General features: G+C 68.0%; 10 protein-coding genes and 1 tRNA gene. 5 read left to right on the top strand and 6 right to left on the bottom strand.

The window, feature by feature from the left end; genetic code table 11:
- Positions 1-95: 95 nt before the first annotated feature.
- The gene (locus O9271_RS09255) at positions 96-1,838 is read right to left on the bottom strand and encodes a M28 family peptidase (RefSeq protein ID WP_298268607.1); all 1,743 of its coding nucleotides are present in this window, start codon (positions 1,836-1,838) and stop codon (positions 96-98) included.
- Positions 1,835-3,112, bottom strand: a complete 1,278-nt coding sequence (locus O9271_RS09250; RefSeq protein ID WP_298268604.1) for a sialidase family protein — start codon at positions 3,110-3,112, stop codon at positions 1,835-1,837. The genes O9271_RS09255 and O9271_RS09250 overlap by 4 nt, the downstream gene beginning before the upstream one ends.
- A 44-nt stretch (positions 3,113-3,156) precedes the next feature.
- Here O9271_RS09250 and O9271_RS09245 point away from each other — a divergent pair, with 44 nt between their 5' ends.
- Positions 3,157-4,788 (top strand): M20/M25/M40 family metallo-hydrolase, encoded by a 1,632-nt coding sequence (locus O9271_RS09245; protein WP_298268601.1) that lies wholly within the window; start codon positions 3,157-3,159, stop codon positions 4,786-4,788.
- A gap of 17 nt (positions 4,789-4,805) precedes the next feature.
- On the opposite strand, the gene pth is transcribed toward O9271_RS09245, so the two are convergent.
- The 3 genes from pth to O9271_RS09230 all read right to left on the bottom strand — a co-directional run bounded on the left by pth (position 4,806) and on the right by O9271_RS09230 (position 7,303).
- Positions 4,806-5,378, bottom strand: a complete 573-nt coding sequence (gene pth, locus O9271_RS09240) for an aminoacyl-tRNA hydrolase (RefSeq protein WP_298268598.1) — start codon at positions 5,376-5,378, stop codon at positions 4,806-4,808.
- Positions 5,379-5,471: 93 nt separating this feature from the next.
- Positions 5,472-6,101, bottom strand: a complete 630-nt coding sequence (locus O9271_RS09235; protein ID WP_298268595.1) for a 50S ribosomal protein L25/general stress protein Ctc — start codon at positions 6,099-6,101, stop codon at positions 5,472-5,474.
- Positions 6,102-6,334: 233 nt separating this feature from the next.
- The gene (locus O9271_RS09230; RefSeq protein ID WP_298268594.1) at positions 6,335-7,303 is read right to left on the bottom strand and encodes a ribose-phosphate pyrophosphokinase; all 969 of its coding nucleotides are present in this window, start codon (positions 7,301-7,303) and stop codon (positions 6,335-6,337) included.
- A gap of 320 nt (positions 7,304-7,623) precedes the next feature.
- Here O9271_RS09230 and O9271_RS09225 point away from each other — a divergent pair, with 320 nt between their 5' ends.
- Together O9271_RS09225 and O9271_RS09220 are read left to right on the top strand one after the other, a co-directional pair.
- Positions 7,624-10,827, top strand: a complete 3,204-nt coding sequence (locus O9271_RS09225) for a carboxypeptidase regulatory-like domain-containing protein (RefSeq protein ID WP_298268592.1) — start codon at positions 7,624-7,626, stop codon at positions 10,825-10,827.
- A gap of 133 nt (positions 10,828-10,960) precedes the next feature.
- Positions 10,961-11,031 (top strand) — tRNA-Gln (locus O9271_RS09220).
- A gap of 185 nt (positions 11,032-11,216) precedes the next feature.
- Here O9271_RS09220 and O9271_RS09215 read toward each other — a convergent pair.
- A complete protein-coding gene (locus O9271_RS09215; RefSeq protein WP_298268589.1) occupies positions 11,217-12,164 on the bottom strand; it encodes an ROK family protein in 948 nt (315 codons plus the stop codon).
- A 126-nt stretch (positions 12,165-12,290) separates the two neighbouring features.
- Here O9271_RS09215 and O9271_RS09210 point away from each other — a divergent pair, with 126 nt between their 5' ends.
- Both O9271_RS09210 and O9271_RS09205 read left to right on the top strand, forming a co-directional pair.
- Complete coding sequence (locus tag O9271_RS09210; RefSeq protein ID WP_298268586.1) at positions 12,291-13,733, top strand: NADP-dependent isocitrate dehydrogenase; 1,443 nt, start codon at positions 12,291-12,293, stop codon at positions 13,731-13,733.
- Positions 13,730-15,265: a family 10 glycosylhydrolase gene (locus tag O9271_RS09205; protein WP_298268584.1), complete on the top strand. Its 1,536-nt coding sequence runs from the start codon at positions 13,730-13,732 to the stop codon at positions 15,263-15,265. Before O9271_RS09210 ends, O9271_RS09205 begins: the two co-directional genes overlap by 4 nt.
- Positions 15,266-15,415: the final 150 nt, after the last annotated feature.

The raw sequence follows: 15,415 nt of genomic DNA, 5'->3' as shown, positions 1-15,415 counted from the left end.
TACAAACTCCCCGCGGTCGGCGAGGAGTTTGTAGTTCGTAGTTTCAGTTCTCGGTTCTCAGTTCTTCAACTGAACTCTCGAGTCTCACCCCCGGCTTACTGCTTGCAGCTCCCCCGCGGGTCCATCTTCTTCCCGTCCACCAGCGGTCGGCTCGCCCGATTCCCCACCTCGGCGGCAATATCCGCCACCAGCCGCGTCACGCGCTGCATGTGCGGGTAATCGATGTACTGCGGCTCGTCGGTGAGCTGGTGGTACGCCGAGTGTCCGCCGGTGGTGAAGAAGGTCACCGGGATGTTCCACTTGGCGTACTCGTAGTGGTCGCTGCGGCAGTAGATGTTCATGGGGTGCCCGTTGGCGTCCATGGCGTAGTCGAACGAGAAGTTGTGCTTCTTGCTCGTGTTCACGCGCTCCACCAGATCGCCCAGCTCCGTGCTCAGGCGACGCGACCCCACCAGCTGCAGGTAATCCGGACCGCCGCGCAGCTCCTTGCCGTCGGCGCTCATGCCGGTCTGGTCGGTGGCACTGCCGCGCCCCACCATGTCCATGTTGAGCTGCGCCACGATGCTGTCGCGCGGTACGGTGGGGTGTTCGGTATAGTGCGCCGACCCCCACAGCCCCTTTTCCTCGCCGGCGTGCCACACGAAGAGCAGGCTGCGCTTGGGCTTCACCTTCTGCGTCGCGAAGTATTCCGCCATCTCCAGCACGGCCATCGACCCCGAGCCGTCGTCGTCGGCGCCATTGAAGATGGAATCGCTGCGCGCCGGGCTGTTCTTGCGTCGCTCCGCCAGTTCGGCGTTGATCTGCGCGAACTGTTCGGCGTTCCCCATCTTGTCGTCGTTCTCGGCGCCGGCGGGGCGCACGATGCGGTTGAACACGTACACCGAATCGTGATCGAGGCCGCGCCGCGCGGTACCCACGTGGTCGCTGTGGGCGCCAATGGCCACGTACTGCGACGCGAGCTTGGGGTCGCTGCCGGGGAGCATCGCCACCACGTTGCGGGCCGGGAAGGGCGGGGATTGCATCTCCACCAGCGCCTTCACATTCACCTTGGCCCCCAGTGCGCCCGGCACGAGCAGCTGCATGCCGCTACCGAAAATGCGCATGGTGGCCGAGTCGGTCACGAAGAGCCGCGCGTCGGCGGGCTGCGTGGGGTCGACCGGCGACAGGCCGCCTTGCAGCACGTAGTTCAGCACACCGCGCGCCTGCTGTGGCATGAGAAACAGCACGCCGGCCGCACCGGCCGGCGCCTCGATGCGCCCCACCACGGCCCGCTGCAGCGCGCCGTTGCTGGTGATGCTGTAGGCCACCACGCGTCCTTTCGCCTGCTCGGGGGTCACCGCCGGCATCCCCTCTTCCGCCAGCGGACCCGCAAAGAACACTTCGGCGTCGTCGATGCTGATGTTGGCGGGACCACTGAAGCCCCACGCCTGACCGAGCGTGAGGTTGGTGCCGCCGGCCACGAAGCTGGACATGCGATCCACCTTGCGTGACTTGAGCGGCAGCGTCTGGAAGTAGCTGCCGCTGTCGCCGGCCGGGCGCAGCCCGAGGCGCTTCAGCTCACGCGCCAGATACTCGGTGGCCTTGTAGTGCCCCTCGGTCCCCACGTCGCGGCCGCCGAGCGAATCATCGGCGAAGATGTACAGCCGCGTCATCAGGTCCTGCGACGTGATGGCTCCCGTGGTGGGGCGCGGCGTGTGCTTGAGCGGCAGCGGCGAGCTGTTCACGCCGGCGTCCACCGGCTGCTTTTTGGGGGCGTCCTGAGCGCCGGCCGTGGCGGCGGCGAAACACAGTGGCGTCAGCGCCACGGCCAGGCGATGGCGCGAAGTCAGCGAGATCATCGAGTCGATGTGTGAGAGAGCGGAAAACGAGCGACGTGGACCTGCAGTGGATTCACGCTGGTCCACGCCGCCACTACGTGGGCACCGTGCCGGATGATTCGCGGGAAACCGCTCTGGCGCGCGCCCGAGGTACGGGATATGACCCGCACGGGTCCGGGGGCGTTGCCATGCACCGTGCGCGCGAGCACGTCGGCCACGTCGGGGCCACGCTGCTCGAGCCACACCACGACCGGGTTGGCGGCATCGTCGAGCACCACATCCACGCGGCCCATGGGGTCGCCGTCGTCCACGCGAACCGGGGGGGCAAAGGTGGCGCCCCCGTCCACGGAGCGGGCGATGTGCACGCGCGCCGTGTCGTGCGCCGCCGTGTACCACGCCACCACCACAGTGTCGCCCATGGCCGCGACCTGTGGGCCGTTCACGGGGCACCCCGGATAGTGCCATTCATCGGCGTGCACACGTACCGGAGCCGTCCAGCCGGTGGCCGTCTGGCGCACGATGGCAATGTCGCGAATCTCGGCCTCGCTGCGGTCACGGTACACCAGCACGCGACCGGTGCGGGTGGCCGCAGTACCCGTCTGACAGCAGTCGCAGCTGCGCGCATCGATGAGCGCCTCGCGCGCAATGGCCCCCGTGATCGACACCGAGGCTGTGCGAATGGTCATCTCGCGCGCGCTGTCGGCCATGGCGCTCTTGCGGCCGTCGAGCCACACCAGCCCCACGTCGCTCGCCCCCTCGCTCCACAACGAGACGAACCCGTGCTCGGCGGCGAGACCGTCGGTGTGCGGGGTAACGGGGGCGCTCCAACTGCGCCCCTCGTCACTCGAGCGTACCAGGCGCACCCCGTAGGTGTATTTGCCCCCCGCCTCGCGCTCCAGCCAGTGCGCCGCCAGGTCCCCGTTGCCCAGCGCCGTGATGGCGGGAAAGTCGGCCCAGTTCACGAAGTAGTCACGCGCCTGGGATATGGTGCGCGTGCTGTCCCACGCGGTGCCGTTCCACGTGGCCATCTGAATGGCGACCGACGAATCGGGGAGCCGCTGCGTCCATGAGAGCAGCACGCGGCCGCTCGCGTCGAGCGCCAGATGCGGGGTGTTGCTGCCGGGGGGAGCGGGCGACGGCATCGCGAGGAGGGGATCGGCCGCGGGCAGGGCGCCATCGCGTGAGGCCTTCCCGCCATCGCAGCCGCCAAGCACAGCAAGTGACAGCAGGGCCGCCACACGACGCCGGGAGGCGCCGCGACCGCGGCCAGTCAGCAGATTAGGGGGACGGCGCATGCACTAAAGTGCGGGGCCGTTCCGCCCCTTCACAACCCACGCTGATGAATTCCTCCCTCGTGACACGTCCCGCTGCTCCCTGGCTCCGAAGCGGGGCCGCCCTCCTGCTGGCCGCGGCACCGCTACCCCTCTCGGCGCAGACGCCGGCCAGCTTCCCCACGCCGGAGCCTACGCTCGAGCGTCTCTGGCGCCTGGGGATGGACAGCTCGCAGGTGCAGCGACTGGGGCAGGTGCTGCTCGATTCCCTTGGTCCGCGGCTCACGGGCACGGCCCGGCAGAAGGCCGCCAACGACTGGCTCGTGTCGCTCTACCAGCAGTGGGGGGCAACGGGGCGCAACGAGCGCATCGGCACCTGGCGCGGGTGGCGCCGCGGCCACTCGCACATCGATCTCGTGTCACCGCGGGTGCGCACACTGGAAGGCACGATGCTGGCGTGGAGCCCCGGCACGAAGTCGAAGGACGTGACCGCCTCCACGGTCATCCTGCCGCGCTTTGCCGACAGCACGGAATTCGCGCGCTGGCTGCCGCAGGCCAAGGGCAAGTTCGTGCTCGTGTCGGCACCACAGCCCACCTGCCGCCCCACCGACAGCTGGGTCGCCAACGCCACTCCGGCCAGCAAGGCGCGCATGGACAGTTTGCGGGCCGACGTGCAGCGTGAATGGGGCGGCACGAACGTGCGCGGTACCGGCTACAGCAACGCCCTCGGGACCGGCAGTCTGGGTGTACGCCTCGAGCAGGGCGGTGTGGCCGGCGTGATCACGTCGCGCCCCAAGAATGCCTGGGGCACGATTGACGTGTTCGAGAGCTACAATACCGTCGCGCCCGCGGTGGCGCTGTCGTGCGAAGACTACGGGCTCGTCTTCCGGCTCACCGAAAACAGCCAGTCGCCGCGCCTCCGCCTCAACCTCGACGCGGAGTTGCTGGGTGAGCAGCCCATCTTCAACACCATCGGCACCATCAAGGGCACCGAGAAGCCCGAAGAGTATGTGTTGCTCTCGGCCCACTTCGACTCCTTCGATGGCGGGAGCGGGGCCACCGACAACGGCACCGGGTCACTCACCATGCTGGAAGCGTTCCGCCTGCTGACCGTCGTGTACCCCAAGCCCAAGCGCACCATTCTCGTGGGGCATTGGACCGCCGAAGAACATGGTCTCGTGGGCTCGCGCGCCTTCACCGAGGATCACCCCGAGGTGGTGGAGGGGCTGCAGGCACTCTTCAATCAGGATGCCGGCACGGGGCGCATTCTCAGCATCGGTGCCGGTGGGCTTCCCAATGCCGGCGTGCATCTGCAGCAGTGGATGGCGAGGCTGCCGAGTGAATTCACGAGCGTGGTGACACCGCGCATCCCGGGTTCACCGTCTGGCGGCGGCAGCGACGACGCCAGTTTTGCCTGTCACGGGGCGCCGGCCTTCGGCATGGGCGGCACCAGTTGGGAATACGGGAGCTACACCTGGCACACCAACCGCGACACGTACGACAAGGTGGTGTGGGACGATCTCAAGCACAACGCGACCCTGGTGGCCATGCTGGCCTATCTCGCCAGCGAAGACGACGCGAAGATCACGCGCGAGCGCGCCACGGCCGAACAGATCGCGCCGGGGCGCAGCGGTGCCGGCGCCTTCGCGTGGCCCACCTGCCAGAAGGCGCCGCGGGTCACCAATCCGCGGCTTCGCTAGCCACCGCGGAACGGCCGTCAGCGCCCCATGGTGCTGACGGCCTTCTCCGTGCCGTCGGCGATCCAGAGTTCGACGGCCGTGCACATGCGCTCGTACTGAGCCTCCACCAGCGCGCGCTCGTCGCGCGGCATGGGGTGCAGCACAAAGTCGGCGAGATCGCCGATCTGGCGCCGCTCGTCGATGGGCTTGATGCCGATGCGCAGGCGCGGGTAGGTGGCGCTCTTGAGATGCGCTTCCACGCTCTTGAGTCCATTGTGCCCGCCCGGACTGCCGGCCGCGCGTAGGCGATATTCGCCCACGGGTACCGCGACTTCGTCGACGAGCACCAGCAGGTCCTGCGCGGCGCTCCATCCTTCGCGCTTGAGATAGCTGCGCAGCACTTCGCCGCTTTTGTTCATGTACGTCTGCGGCTTGACCAGCTTGACCTTCTTGCCGCCCACCAGCCCGGTGGTGCTCACGGCATCGCCGTCCTTGCGGAACGGTTCAAAATGCCAGCGCTGCGCGAGATGATCGAGCAGCCACCACCCCACGTTGTGGCGCGTGGCGTCGTATTCGCGCCCGGGATTGCCCAGGCCCACGATGACTTTCATGCGAAGGGGAAGACGCGCGGGGCGCGGAATGCGCCAGCGTGGAGTGACCATGCTGAGCGAACGCCGCGCCCCGTTTGTTGTACCCGGACGACTTTACTTGTCGTCGGGCTTCGGCTTGCGGATGAGCTCCGGCTCGGCCGCGCCGTCGGCCGGCGCGGCGGCCGCCTGCTTCGGCTGCTGCACGATGCACACCGTGCTCGTCCCGTCGTCGACGATCTTGATGCCCGCGGGCACCGTGAGGTCGGAGACGTGCAGCGACTTGCCCACCTTGAGCGCCGAGATGTCGACGTCGATGTGGTTGGGGATGTTCGACGGATCCACCTGGATCTGCAGTTCGTGCATGATCTGGTCGAGGATGCCGCCCTCGAGGCGCACGCCTTCGGGGGTGCCGATGTACACGATCGGGCACTTCACCGTCACCGTCTCGCCCGCCACCAGCTCCTGGAAGTCGATGTGGAGGATGGTGCGCTTGAACGGGTGGCGCTGGATCTCGCGAATGAGCGTGCGGGCCGTCGTGCCGTTCACGGAGAGCTCGATCACCGTGCTGCTCACGGGGATGCTTTTCACGAGCTTCTCGGTTTCACGCGCGTTGAGCACGAGCGACTGCGGCTCACGGTTGTGACCGTAGATCACAGCGGGAATGTCCCCCGCCTGGCGAATCTTGCGCGCGGCGCCCTTGCCGGTCTCGGCGCGGACGTTCGCGGTGAGTGTAGCGTTGGCCATGCGTCTTGCCTCTGAAAAAGTGGTTCGGGAGTAACCGGAAGTGGTCGTCCCGGCCGGTCCTGCGGTCCTGCACCTGCACTTGCACCTGCCACCTGCCACCTGCCACCTGCCACTTCGGGCGAGTTTCGAGTGGTGAGTGGAAGTTTCCAGTGGTCAGTTGCACCGATGACTGGAAACGTTCACTCGGAGCTCACCACTCGCGTTGGTGGCCCCCGACCAGACTCGCCCTTCTCCTACTCGAACAGCACACTCACCGACTGGTCCGCATGCGTGAAGCGGATGGCCTTGGCGAGCAGATCCCCCACGGACAGCGTGCGCAGCGTGTCGAAGCGGCGCTCGGGGGGGAGATTGATGGAGTCGGTCACCACGACTTCCTTGATGGGCGCATTCGACAGGCGCTCCACGGCGGGGCCGCTGAAGAGCGCGTGCGTGGCGCACACGTAGATGTCGTTGGCGCCGAGATTCTTGAGCGCCCGCGCCGCCTCGGAGACGGTGCCGGCCGTGTCGATCATGTCGTCGGGAATGAGGCAATCGCGCCCCTCGACTTCACCGACCACGTTCATCACCTCGGCCACATTGGCCTTGGGACGGCGCTTGTCGATGATGGCGAAGGTCGCGTCGAGCCGCTTCGCGAAGCCGCGCGCCATCTTGGCCGAGCCCACGTCAGGGGCCACCACCACGAGGTCCTTGAGCTCCTTCCGGCGGAAGTAGCTGGTGAAGACCGGGGCCGCGTAGAGGTGATCGACCGGCACGTCGAAGAAGCCCTGCAGCTGGTGCGCGTGGAAGTCGAGCCCCAGCACGCGGTCGGCACCGGCCGTCTCGATGAGGTTGGCCATGAGCTTGGCGCCGATGGCCACGCGCGGCTGGTCCTTGCGATCCTGTCGCGCATAGCCGGTGTACGGGAGCACGCAGGTCACGCGCGCCGCCGATGCCCGTCGCGCAGCGTCGATGAGCAGGAGCAGCTCCAGCATGTTCTCACCCGGCGGATTCGTGGGCTGCACCACGAAGACGTCGGCGCCGCGGATGTTCTCGTCGATGCGCACGAACACCTCGCCGTCGGCAAACCGCGTGCAGGTGACCTTGCACAGCTCCGCGCCCAGCGAGCGCGCCACCTCTTCCGCCAGCGGCCGGTTGGCCGTGCCGGAGAGGATCTTGAATCCGCGGGGATTGGACGTGGAGGGGACGTCCGATGCGGCGCTCATGCGATGCTCGCGCGAGTGAAGGTGGCAGAACGGAATCGACGGGCGGAACGGGGGGACGTTGCACGTTCCCACGTACTGGAACGCGCCGAACCCACAGCCTCGAAAGATAGGCGAATTGGGCAGAGAGCGGAACCCGAACGGTCCTGTCCGGCAGCCGTCGGACGACCGTCCGGCGGTCATTCCACCAAGTGACAAGCGGGACTGTGACACGTCCGTCGCCAATACGGAGGGGCAGGGTAACCGGCTTGTGACGGAGCACGGTGACGGTAAGGGGCCGTGCGGGAACCCCGGCGGCTCGTCTACCCTCCACACCTCTCAGGATGATCCCCGATCGTCTTCGCAAAGTCGCGGCAGCCGTGCTGCTGGCCTCCGCGCCCCTCCCGCTCGCCTGCTTCCCCGCGCGCCTCCCTGCCCAGGCCACGGAAGGGTTCGTGTCCGGCCAGGTGCGCACCGCCGCCGGGGCCCCGGTGGTAGGGGCAACGGTGACTGCCCGCAACGAGGCCACCGGCAACACCCAGTCGCGTACCACCGACGCCCGCGGGCGCTATGTGTTCCCCCAGCTGCCGATCGGCGGTCCCTATACCATTTCCATCCGCCAGCTCGGCTACCGCCCGGTGCGGCGCACGGGGCTCATGCTCAATCTCGGCGATCGCGTGCCGCTCGACATCACACTCGATCAGTCGGCACAGGAGCTGAGCGCCATCGACGTGCGCGCCGACCGCGAAAACAAGCGCACCGAGCGCGTGGGGGGCAGCATCGTGGTGGGCGAGAAGGAGATCAAGCAGCTTCCCATCCAGGATCGTTCGTTCGCCGACCTCGCCATCATTGCACCCACGACGAGCCGTGCGGGTACCGGCGGCATCATCACGTCGAGTTCGTCGATTGCCGGCGGCCGCGTGACGAGCACCGACATTCGCGTGGACGGCGTGCAGGCCAAGAACACGCTCTGGGGAGCCGGGTTCGGGCGCGGCCCGTACTCCATTTCGGTGGAGGCGGTGCGGGAGTTCGAAGTCGTCACCAACGTGTACGACGTGACGCAGGGCCGGCAGGGCGCGGGCGCGGTGAACGTGGCCACGCGCGCCGGCACCAACGAGACCAAGGGGTCGCTCTTCGCGTACAACCGCAACCAGGCCTTCACCACGAACACCAACTTCCTCGGACAGCGCAACACCAACTTCGAGAACTGGCAGTTCGGCGGGGCCATGGGCGGCGCCATCAGGAAGGACAAGCTGCACTACTTCGTGGCATACGACCGCCAGCAGGTGGCCGAGCCGTTCAGCACGCTGCAGGTGGACAACGCGGCCGACTGGGCCCGACTGCAGGTGGCCCCCGACTCGGTGGCGCGCTTCCTCAACATCCTCTCGGCGCAGTACGGCCTTCCCGCCGGCCGGCAGGTGGGGCTGTTCGACCGCAGCAACACGCTCAACACCATCTTCGGGCGTCTCGACTGGCAGCTGAACGACGCGCACCGCGCCACGCTCCGCACGACGTACTCGAACTGGTTCTACAGCAACTCCATCCCCGACCGCGAGCTGTCGGTACTGGAAAGCCGCGGCAACCAGAAGTCGAACGAACTGCAGGTCATGGGCAGCGTGAAGAGCAACTTCGGCACGGCGCTCACCAACGACTTCCGACTGGCGTACACCAACCGATTGCTGGAGAACGAACCGAACACCCGTCTGCCGCGCGCGTGGGTGAACGTGTCGTCGGCGCTGCCGAGCGGCGGCACGGGCACCAACCAGATCCTCCAGTTCGGGGGCCAGCGCACCAGCCCTGAGCTGCAGACCGAGGAGTCGTACCAGCTCGTGAATGTGCTGCGCTGGGACGGTGAGAAGTCGGCGTTCACGGTGGGTACGGACCACTCGATCAACAACCTGTCCATGTTCGTCTCCATCGAGACGGACGGACTCTTCCAGTTCCCCAATCTCGCGGCGCTCGAGGCGCGGCGGCCGTCGAGCTTTGCACGTCTGGTCCCGTTGCAGAACCTCGAACCGCGCATGCGGCAGTGGGTGTACGACGGCGGTGCCTACGTGCAGGGCGAATACCGCGTGCGTCCCAACCTCAATCTCACCGGCGGCCTGCGCGCCGACCTGTCGGCGTTCCTCACCGGCGCCAATGCCAACCCCACCGTGGAGCAGGCGTTCGGTCGCCGCACCGACGTGACGCCGGCTGATTTTGCCATCCAGCCACGCGCACAGCTCACGTGGACCCCCGGCGAGGCAGGCACCAATCTGTTCCGTATCGGCAGCGGGTACTTCACCGCCCAGCCGCACTACATGGTGCAGATCAACCACATGCTGAACGACGGCACACAGCTCGCCGATGTGCTGCTCACCGGTGCCGCGGTGCCCACCCCCGACTTCCTGTCGTACCGGCAATCGTTCGCCAACGTGCCGGGCATCCCCCAGGGGAGCGCGCAGCGCCCGGCGTACATCAACATGTTTGCCGACAACTTCAAGGTGCCGCGCACCTGGAAGAGCGACGTGGCCTATCAGCGTCGCCTCTTCAACGGCAACCTCACACTCGGCGCGTCCGCCCAGTATTCGCACACGAGCGAGCTGTACCGCTACTTCGACCTCAACCTGCGGGCCAATCCGGAGTTCACCCTCGCCAACGAGGCCGGCCGCAGCGTCTTCGTACCGGCGAGCAGCATTACCGCCACCGGCGGCCGCAACCCGGTTCTGGCGCGCCCTTTCTCGCAGTTCCAGCGTGTGCTCGAGCTGCGCAGCGACGCCGCGCAGCACCAGAAGGCCTTTGTGATCGACGGAGCGCTGCGTCTGCCGCGCAACGGCTCCCTCAGCGGCTCGTTCACGTGGAACGAAACGCGCGACAACAGCTCGTTCAACTGCTGCATCGCCATCACGTCGGTGTTCACGCCGGTGCCGAGCGATCCGCGCGTGCCCAGCTGGGGCGCCAGCAACACCGACTTCCGCCACAAGCTGGTGTTGTACGGAGCCACGCCGGAGATCGCGGGTTTCCAGTTCAGCGCGCGCATCATCGGGCAGTCGGGCTCGCCGTGGAGCGCCACGGTGGCGCAGGACATCAACGGCGACGACGTGGGCGCCGGCAGCTCGTTCGGCAACCAGAACGATCTGGCGTTCATCTTCAACCCCGCTACGCCGGGGCTGCGTCAGGGCTTTGCCGACTCGCTGCGCCTAGTGTACAACAACCCGGCCAATCTCGGCGGGGCGTACCTGCGCGACAACATCGGACGCATCGCCGACCGCAACACCATCCGCAATCCGTTCGTGACGCAGGTGGATGTACGCCTCACGCAGAAGCTGCCCAGCATTCGCGGGCAGAACGCCCTGCTTACCCTGGACGTGTTCAACGCCGCCGCGCTCATCAATCACAACTGGGGCGCGGTACGGGTGGTGCCGGGCGCCAACCAGACGCTGCTCAACGTGATCGGCTTCGATCAGGCGTCGCGTGAGTACCGCTACCGGGTGAACCCGAACTTCGGGCGCGCCGTGCGCTCGGGGAACCGGTACCAGATGCAGCTGGGCATGCGCTACGAGTTCTGAGGCCCGCCAGGCGGCGCCCGGAGCGATGGCGTCACCACGACGGCGTCAGGGGCAGCACGTTGCCCCTGGCGCCGTTTCGCATCCTCACTTCCCCGGTTTCGCCATGTCGCATTACTTTCCGGCGTTGTCCGGTGGCCCATCGTATAACGGCTATTACCTCGGCCTTTGGAGCCGAAGATCTTGGTTCGATTCCAAGTGGGCCTATCAGCGGGAATCTCGCCGCGGCCGGCGGGTTAGAAGCAGTTACTAGTCACTAGTCACTAGTCACTAGTCACTAGTATCCGCCCACTCCCCGCCTGGCGCACGATCGTGAGTTCGTGCCTGGTCGCCACGTGGTGATGGTTCCTGGTGGGCACTACCTTGCCCGCCGCTGTCTGGTGAACCCGAGCTCACCCCCACAGCCACGCCGCGCCACGCACGCCGCTGGCATCGCCGTGGCGGTTCACGACCACCTGGGTGGTCACGCGGTCGGAGAAGACCCACGGGGCCACGGCACGCTCGAGGTCGGTGGCCAACCCCTCGGTGTTCGAGAGGCCACCGCCCAGCACGATGACATCGGGGTCGAGCACGTTGATGACGGTGGCAAGGCTGCGCGCCGCCCGGTGCACGAGGCGCGCGCGTGTGGCCACGGCGCCGGGCTCCCCGCGCGATGCGGCCGCCATGATCTCCGGTGCCGTCAGCGTCTCGCCGGTCGCACGCGTGTGGTCGGCCGCGACCGCCGGGCCGGAGATCCACGTCTCGATGCACCCCCGCTTGCCGCAGTAGCAGGGTGGCCCGGGGATCTCGTCCAGCTGCGGCCATGGCAGCGGGTTGTGCCCCCATTCGCCAGCAATGAGGTTGCGCCCCGTGAGCAGCTGGCCGTTGACCACGATGCCGCCGCCGCAGCCGGTGCCCATGATCACCCCGAACACCACGCGGGCCCCGGCAGCCGCGCCGTCGCTGGCTTCCGAGAGGGCGAAGCAGTTGGCGTCGTTCTCCATGCGGACCGCGCGGGCGAGGGCCGTTTCGAGGTCGCGCTGCAGCGGCTGGCCAATGAGCCAGGTGGAGTTGGCGTTCTTCACGAGCCCCGTCTCGGGGACCACGACGCCGGGAATGCCTATGCCCACCGTGGCCTGCACACCAAGCGGGCGCTCGAGTGCCCCCACGAGGTCAGTCAGCGCCTGGACCGTTTCCGGGTAGCTGCGGGGCGTCGGCACGCGCTCCCGCGCCACGATGTGGCCGGCGGGGTCGAGGGCCACCGCCTCGATCTTGGTACCACCCAGATCGATGCCGATGCGAATGGCGCGCGGGGGCGGGACGCGGGGGGCAGGGACGGTCGGATGCGGAGAGTCGGGCATGGCGGCGACGTTGCGGACCGCGCGCCCATTGGGCAAGAGGGGGCCACCTCACGCGGGGACTGGCACGACGGCGCGCCGCTTGGCATCCTCCGGGACTTCCCACTCCTCCCACCGACCTCCCCACCCATGCAGAACGTCCCCATTACCGTGGCCTACGGCGACGGGATCGGCCCCGAGATCATGCGCGCCACCCTCCGTGTGCTGGAGGCGGCCGGTGCCCGCATTGCCCCCGAGACCATCGAGATCGGCGAGGCCGTGTACAAGCGCGGCCAGTCCAGCGGCATCGAGACCGCCAGCTGGGACAGCCTTCGGCGCACCAAGGTGTTCCTCAAGTCGCCCATCACCACGCCGCAAGGGGGAGGATTCAAGAGCCTCAACGTGACGGTGCGCAAGACGCTTGGCCTGTACGCCAACGTGCGACCCAGCGTGAGCTACGATCCCTACGTGGCCACCAAGCACCCCGGCGTGGACGTGGTCATCGTGCGCGAGAACGAGGAAGACCTGTACGCGGGCATCGAACACCGGCAGAGCGACGAGGTGTACCAGTGCCTCAAGCTCGTGTCGCGCCCCGGCTGCGAGAAGATCGTGCGCTACGCCTTCGAGTATGCGCGCGTGAACGGCCGCAAGCGCGTCACGTGCATGACGAAGGACAACATCATGAAGCTCACCGACGGGCTCTTTCATCAGGTCTTCAACGAGATCGCGAAGGAGTACCCGGACATCGCCAGCGATCACATGATCATCGACATCGGGGCGGCGCGGCTGGCCACGCGCCCCGAGACGTTCGATGTCATCGTCACGCTCAATCTCTACGGGGACATCATCTCCGACATCGTGGCCGAGGTGACCGGCTCGGTGGGGCTCGGCGGGTCGGCCAACATCGGCGATCATTGCGCCATGTTCGAGGCGGTGCACGGCAGTGCGCCCGACATCTCGGGACAGGGGATCGCCAACCCCAGCGGGTTGCTGCTCGCTGCCGTGATGATGCTGGTGCACATCGGCCAGGGGGAGGTGGCCGAGAAGATCCACAACGCGTGGCTGGCCACGCTGGAAGACGGCGTGCACACCGGCGACATCTACCACGAGAAGGTGTCGGAGCTGAAGGTGGGGACCGACGCCTTTGCGCAGGCGGTGATCGATCGGCTGGGCCGGGTGCCGCAGCGCTTCACGCCGGTGGCGTACGCCGGCGGCTCGCCCATTGCCGTGGCGGGGCGGGTGTCCACGCTGCATCCGGCGCACAAGGAGCTCACCGGCATCGACGTGTTCCTGCACTGGCGGGGGCGCCCCGATGTGCTGGGGCCGCAGCTGGCCGCCCTCGATGGTGATGGGCTGGCGCTCACCATGGTCACCAATCGCGGCGTCAAGGTGTACCCCGACGGCTTGCCGGAGACGTTCTGCACCGATCACTGGCGGTGCCGCTTCATGGCGCCGGCCGGCAAGACGGCCACGCGGTCGCAGGTGCTCTCGCTGCTCATGCGGGTGGGGAATGCCGGGCTCGACTTCGTGAAGACCGAGCATCTGTACACCTTCGACGGGCAGACCGGCTTCTCGCTGGGGCAGGGGCAGTGAGGTGGCGCGCGTGCCGCGCCGGCGTGGCGCTGGCCATGCTTGGTGCGGCCGCGTGCGGTGGGACCACCACCGACCCCGCCGGGGGCAGCGCACCGCCGCCCCCACCCCCGCCGCCGCCGCCGCCGCCGGTCGCGTTCACGGTGCCGCCCATTGCGCGGGAATTCCGGGGCATGTGGATCGCCACGGTGGCCAACATCGATTGGCCGTCGCGCAGCGGGCTCACCGCCGCCCAGCAGCAGGCGGAGCTGGGGCTGCTGCTCGATGTGGCGCAGCAGACGGGGCTCAACGCCGTCATTCTGCAGGTACGCGCCGCGGGCGACGCGCTGTACCCCTCCACGCTCGAGCCCTGGTCACGCGTGCTCACGGGCACGCAGGGCGGCGACCCGGGCTATGACCCGCTTGCCTTTGCGGTGCAGCAGGCGCGGCTGCGCGGGCTCGAACTGCACGCGTGGTTCAATCCGTTCCGGGCCGGCAACCTCAGCGACACGGCGCGGCTGGCGCCCACGCACTTCGCGGTGCGCCGTCCTGATGTGGTGCGGCGGTGCGGGCAGCTCTGGTTCGATCCGGGAGAGCAGGCCGTGCACGACCAGGCCATCGCGGTCGTGCGCGATGTGGTGCGCCGCTACGACGTGGACGCGGTGCATATCGACGACTTCTTCTACCCGTACCCCGACGTCTGCACGAGCTTCCCCGACAGCGCCACCTATCGGCGCTACACGCAGGGCGGGGGCACGCTGTCGCTGGGCGACTGGCGCCGCGACAACGTGAACCGCTTCGTGGAGCGGCTCTACCGCGAGACACACGCCGTCTCGCCGCTGGCGCGCGTGGGCGTGAGCCCGTTCGGTATCTGGCGGCCCGGCAATCCCGCCGGCATCGTGGGGCTCGACGCGTTCGCGACCATCTATGCCGACTCGCGCCGGTGGCTGCAGAGCGGATGGGTGGACTACTTCGCGCCGCAGCTGTACTGGAGCATCGCGAGCAGCGGGCAGAGCTTCCCTGCGCTGCTGGATTGGTGGGCGCAGCAGAACAGCATGCGCCGCCATCTCTGGCCGGGGCTCGCCTCGTATCGCATTGGCACCGGCGTGTCGCCGTTCAACGCGGCGGAAATCCCCTCGCAGGTGGCGCTCACGCGTGCCGCAACCCCCGCCAGCGGCGGCGCGAGCGGCAGCATTCTCTACAACGCCAGCAGCGTGCGCAACAATCTGGGCGGCTTTGCCACCACCCTGGCGGGCGGGCTGTACGCGAACGGCGCCATTCCGCCCGCGAGCAGCTGGCTCGATGCCACGCCCCCTGCGGCGCCAACCGTTCGCGTCAACGCCGGCACCACGTCGCACACCCTGTCGATTGCCTCGGGGAGCGCCGACAGCTGGTGGTACCTGGTGCGCTGGCGCGCCAGCGGCGCATGGCGTCAGCGACTCGTGGCCATTTCCCAGTCAACCGTCGAGGTGCCCGCCGCTGGCGTGGACGGCATCGTCGTGAACGCGGTGGACCGGGCCGGGAATGCGTCGAGCGACGCGGTGTGGAGGCCGTAGCGGCGGCGGGTGACGGCGGGAGAAAGCGTCATGGGAAACGGCGTCATGGGTCATGGAAGACGGCCGGACCGGTAACTGCGGCAGCGGAGACTGCGACCGGGGGGGCCCGCTGTTACCGGTTCGGTCGTCATCATGACGCGGTCAGACGTG

Origin of the sequence: Gemmatimonas sp., assembly GCF_027531815.1 — a bacterium.
Taxonomy (GTDB): Bacteria; Gemmatimonadota; Gemmatimonadetes; order Gemmatimonadales; family Gemmatimonadaceae; genus Gemmatimonas.
Note: the sequence above shows the minus strand (reverse complement) of the source record. Positions and strands in the feature narration are given on the sequence as shown.

Coding starts and splice junctions, on each gene's coding strand:
- O9271_RS09225 (WP_298268592.1), top strand. CDS start 7,624: ATGATCCCCGATCGTCTTCGCAAAGTCGCGGCAGCCGTGCTGCTGGCC.
- O9271_RS09215 (WP_298268589.1), bottom strand. CDS start 12,164: ATGCCCGACTCTCCGCATCCGACCGTCCCTGCCCCCCGCGTCCCGCCC.
- O9271_RS09210 (WP_298268586.1), top strand. CDS start 12,291: ATGCAGAACGTCCCCATTACCGTGGCCTACGGCGACGGGATCGGCCCC.
- O9271_RS09255 (WP_298268607.1), bottom strand. CDS start 1,838: ATGATCTCGCTGACTTCGCGCCATCGCCTGGCCGTGGCGCTGACGCCA.
- O9271_RS09230 (WP_298268594.1), bottom strand. CDS start 7,303: ATGAGCGCCGCATCGGACGTCCCCTCCACGTCCAATCCCCGCGGATTC.
- O9271_RS09245 (WP_298268601.1), top strand. CDS start 3,157: ATGAATTCCTCCCTCGTGACACGTCCCGCTGCTCCCTGGCTCCGAAGC.
- O9271_RS09250 (WP_298268604.1), bottom strand. CDS start 3,112: ATGCGCCGTCCCCCTAATCTGCTGACTGGCCGCGGTCGCGGCGCCTCC.
- O9271_RS09235 (WP_298268595.1), bottom strand. CDS start 6,101: ATGGCCAACGCTACACTCACCGCGAACGTCCGCGCCGAGACCGGCAAG.
- pth (WP_298268598.1), bottom strand. CDS start 5,378: ATGAAAGTCATCGTGGGCCTGGGCAATCCCGGGCGCGAATACGACGCC.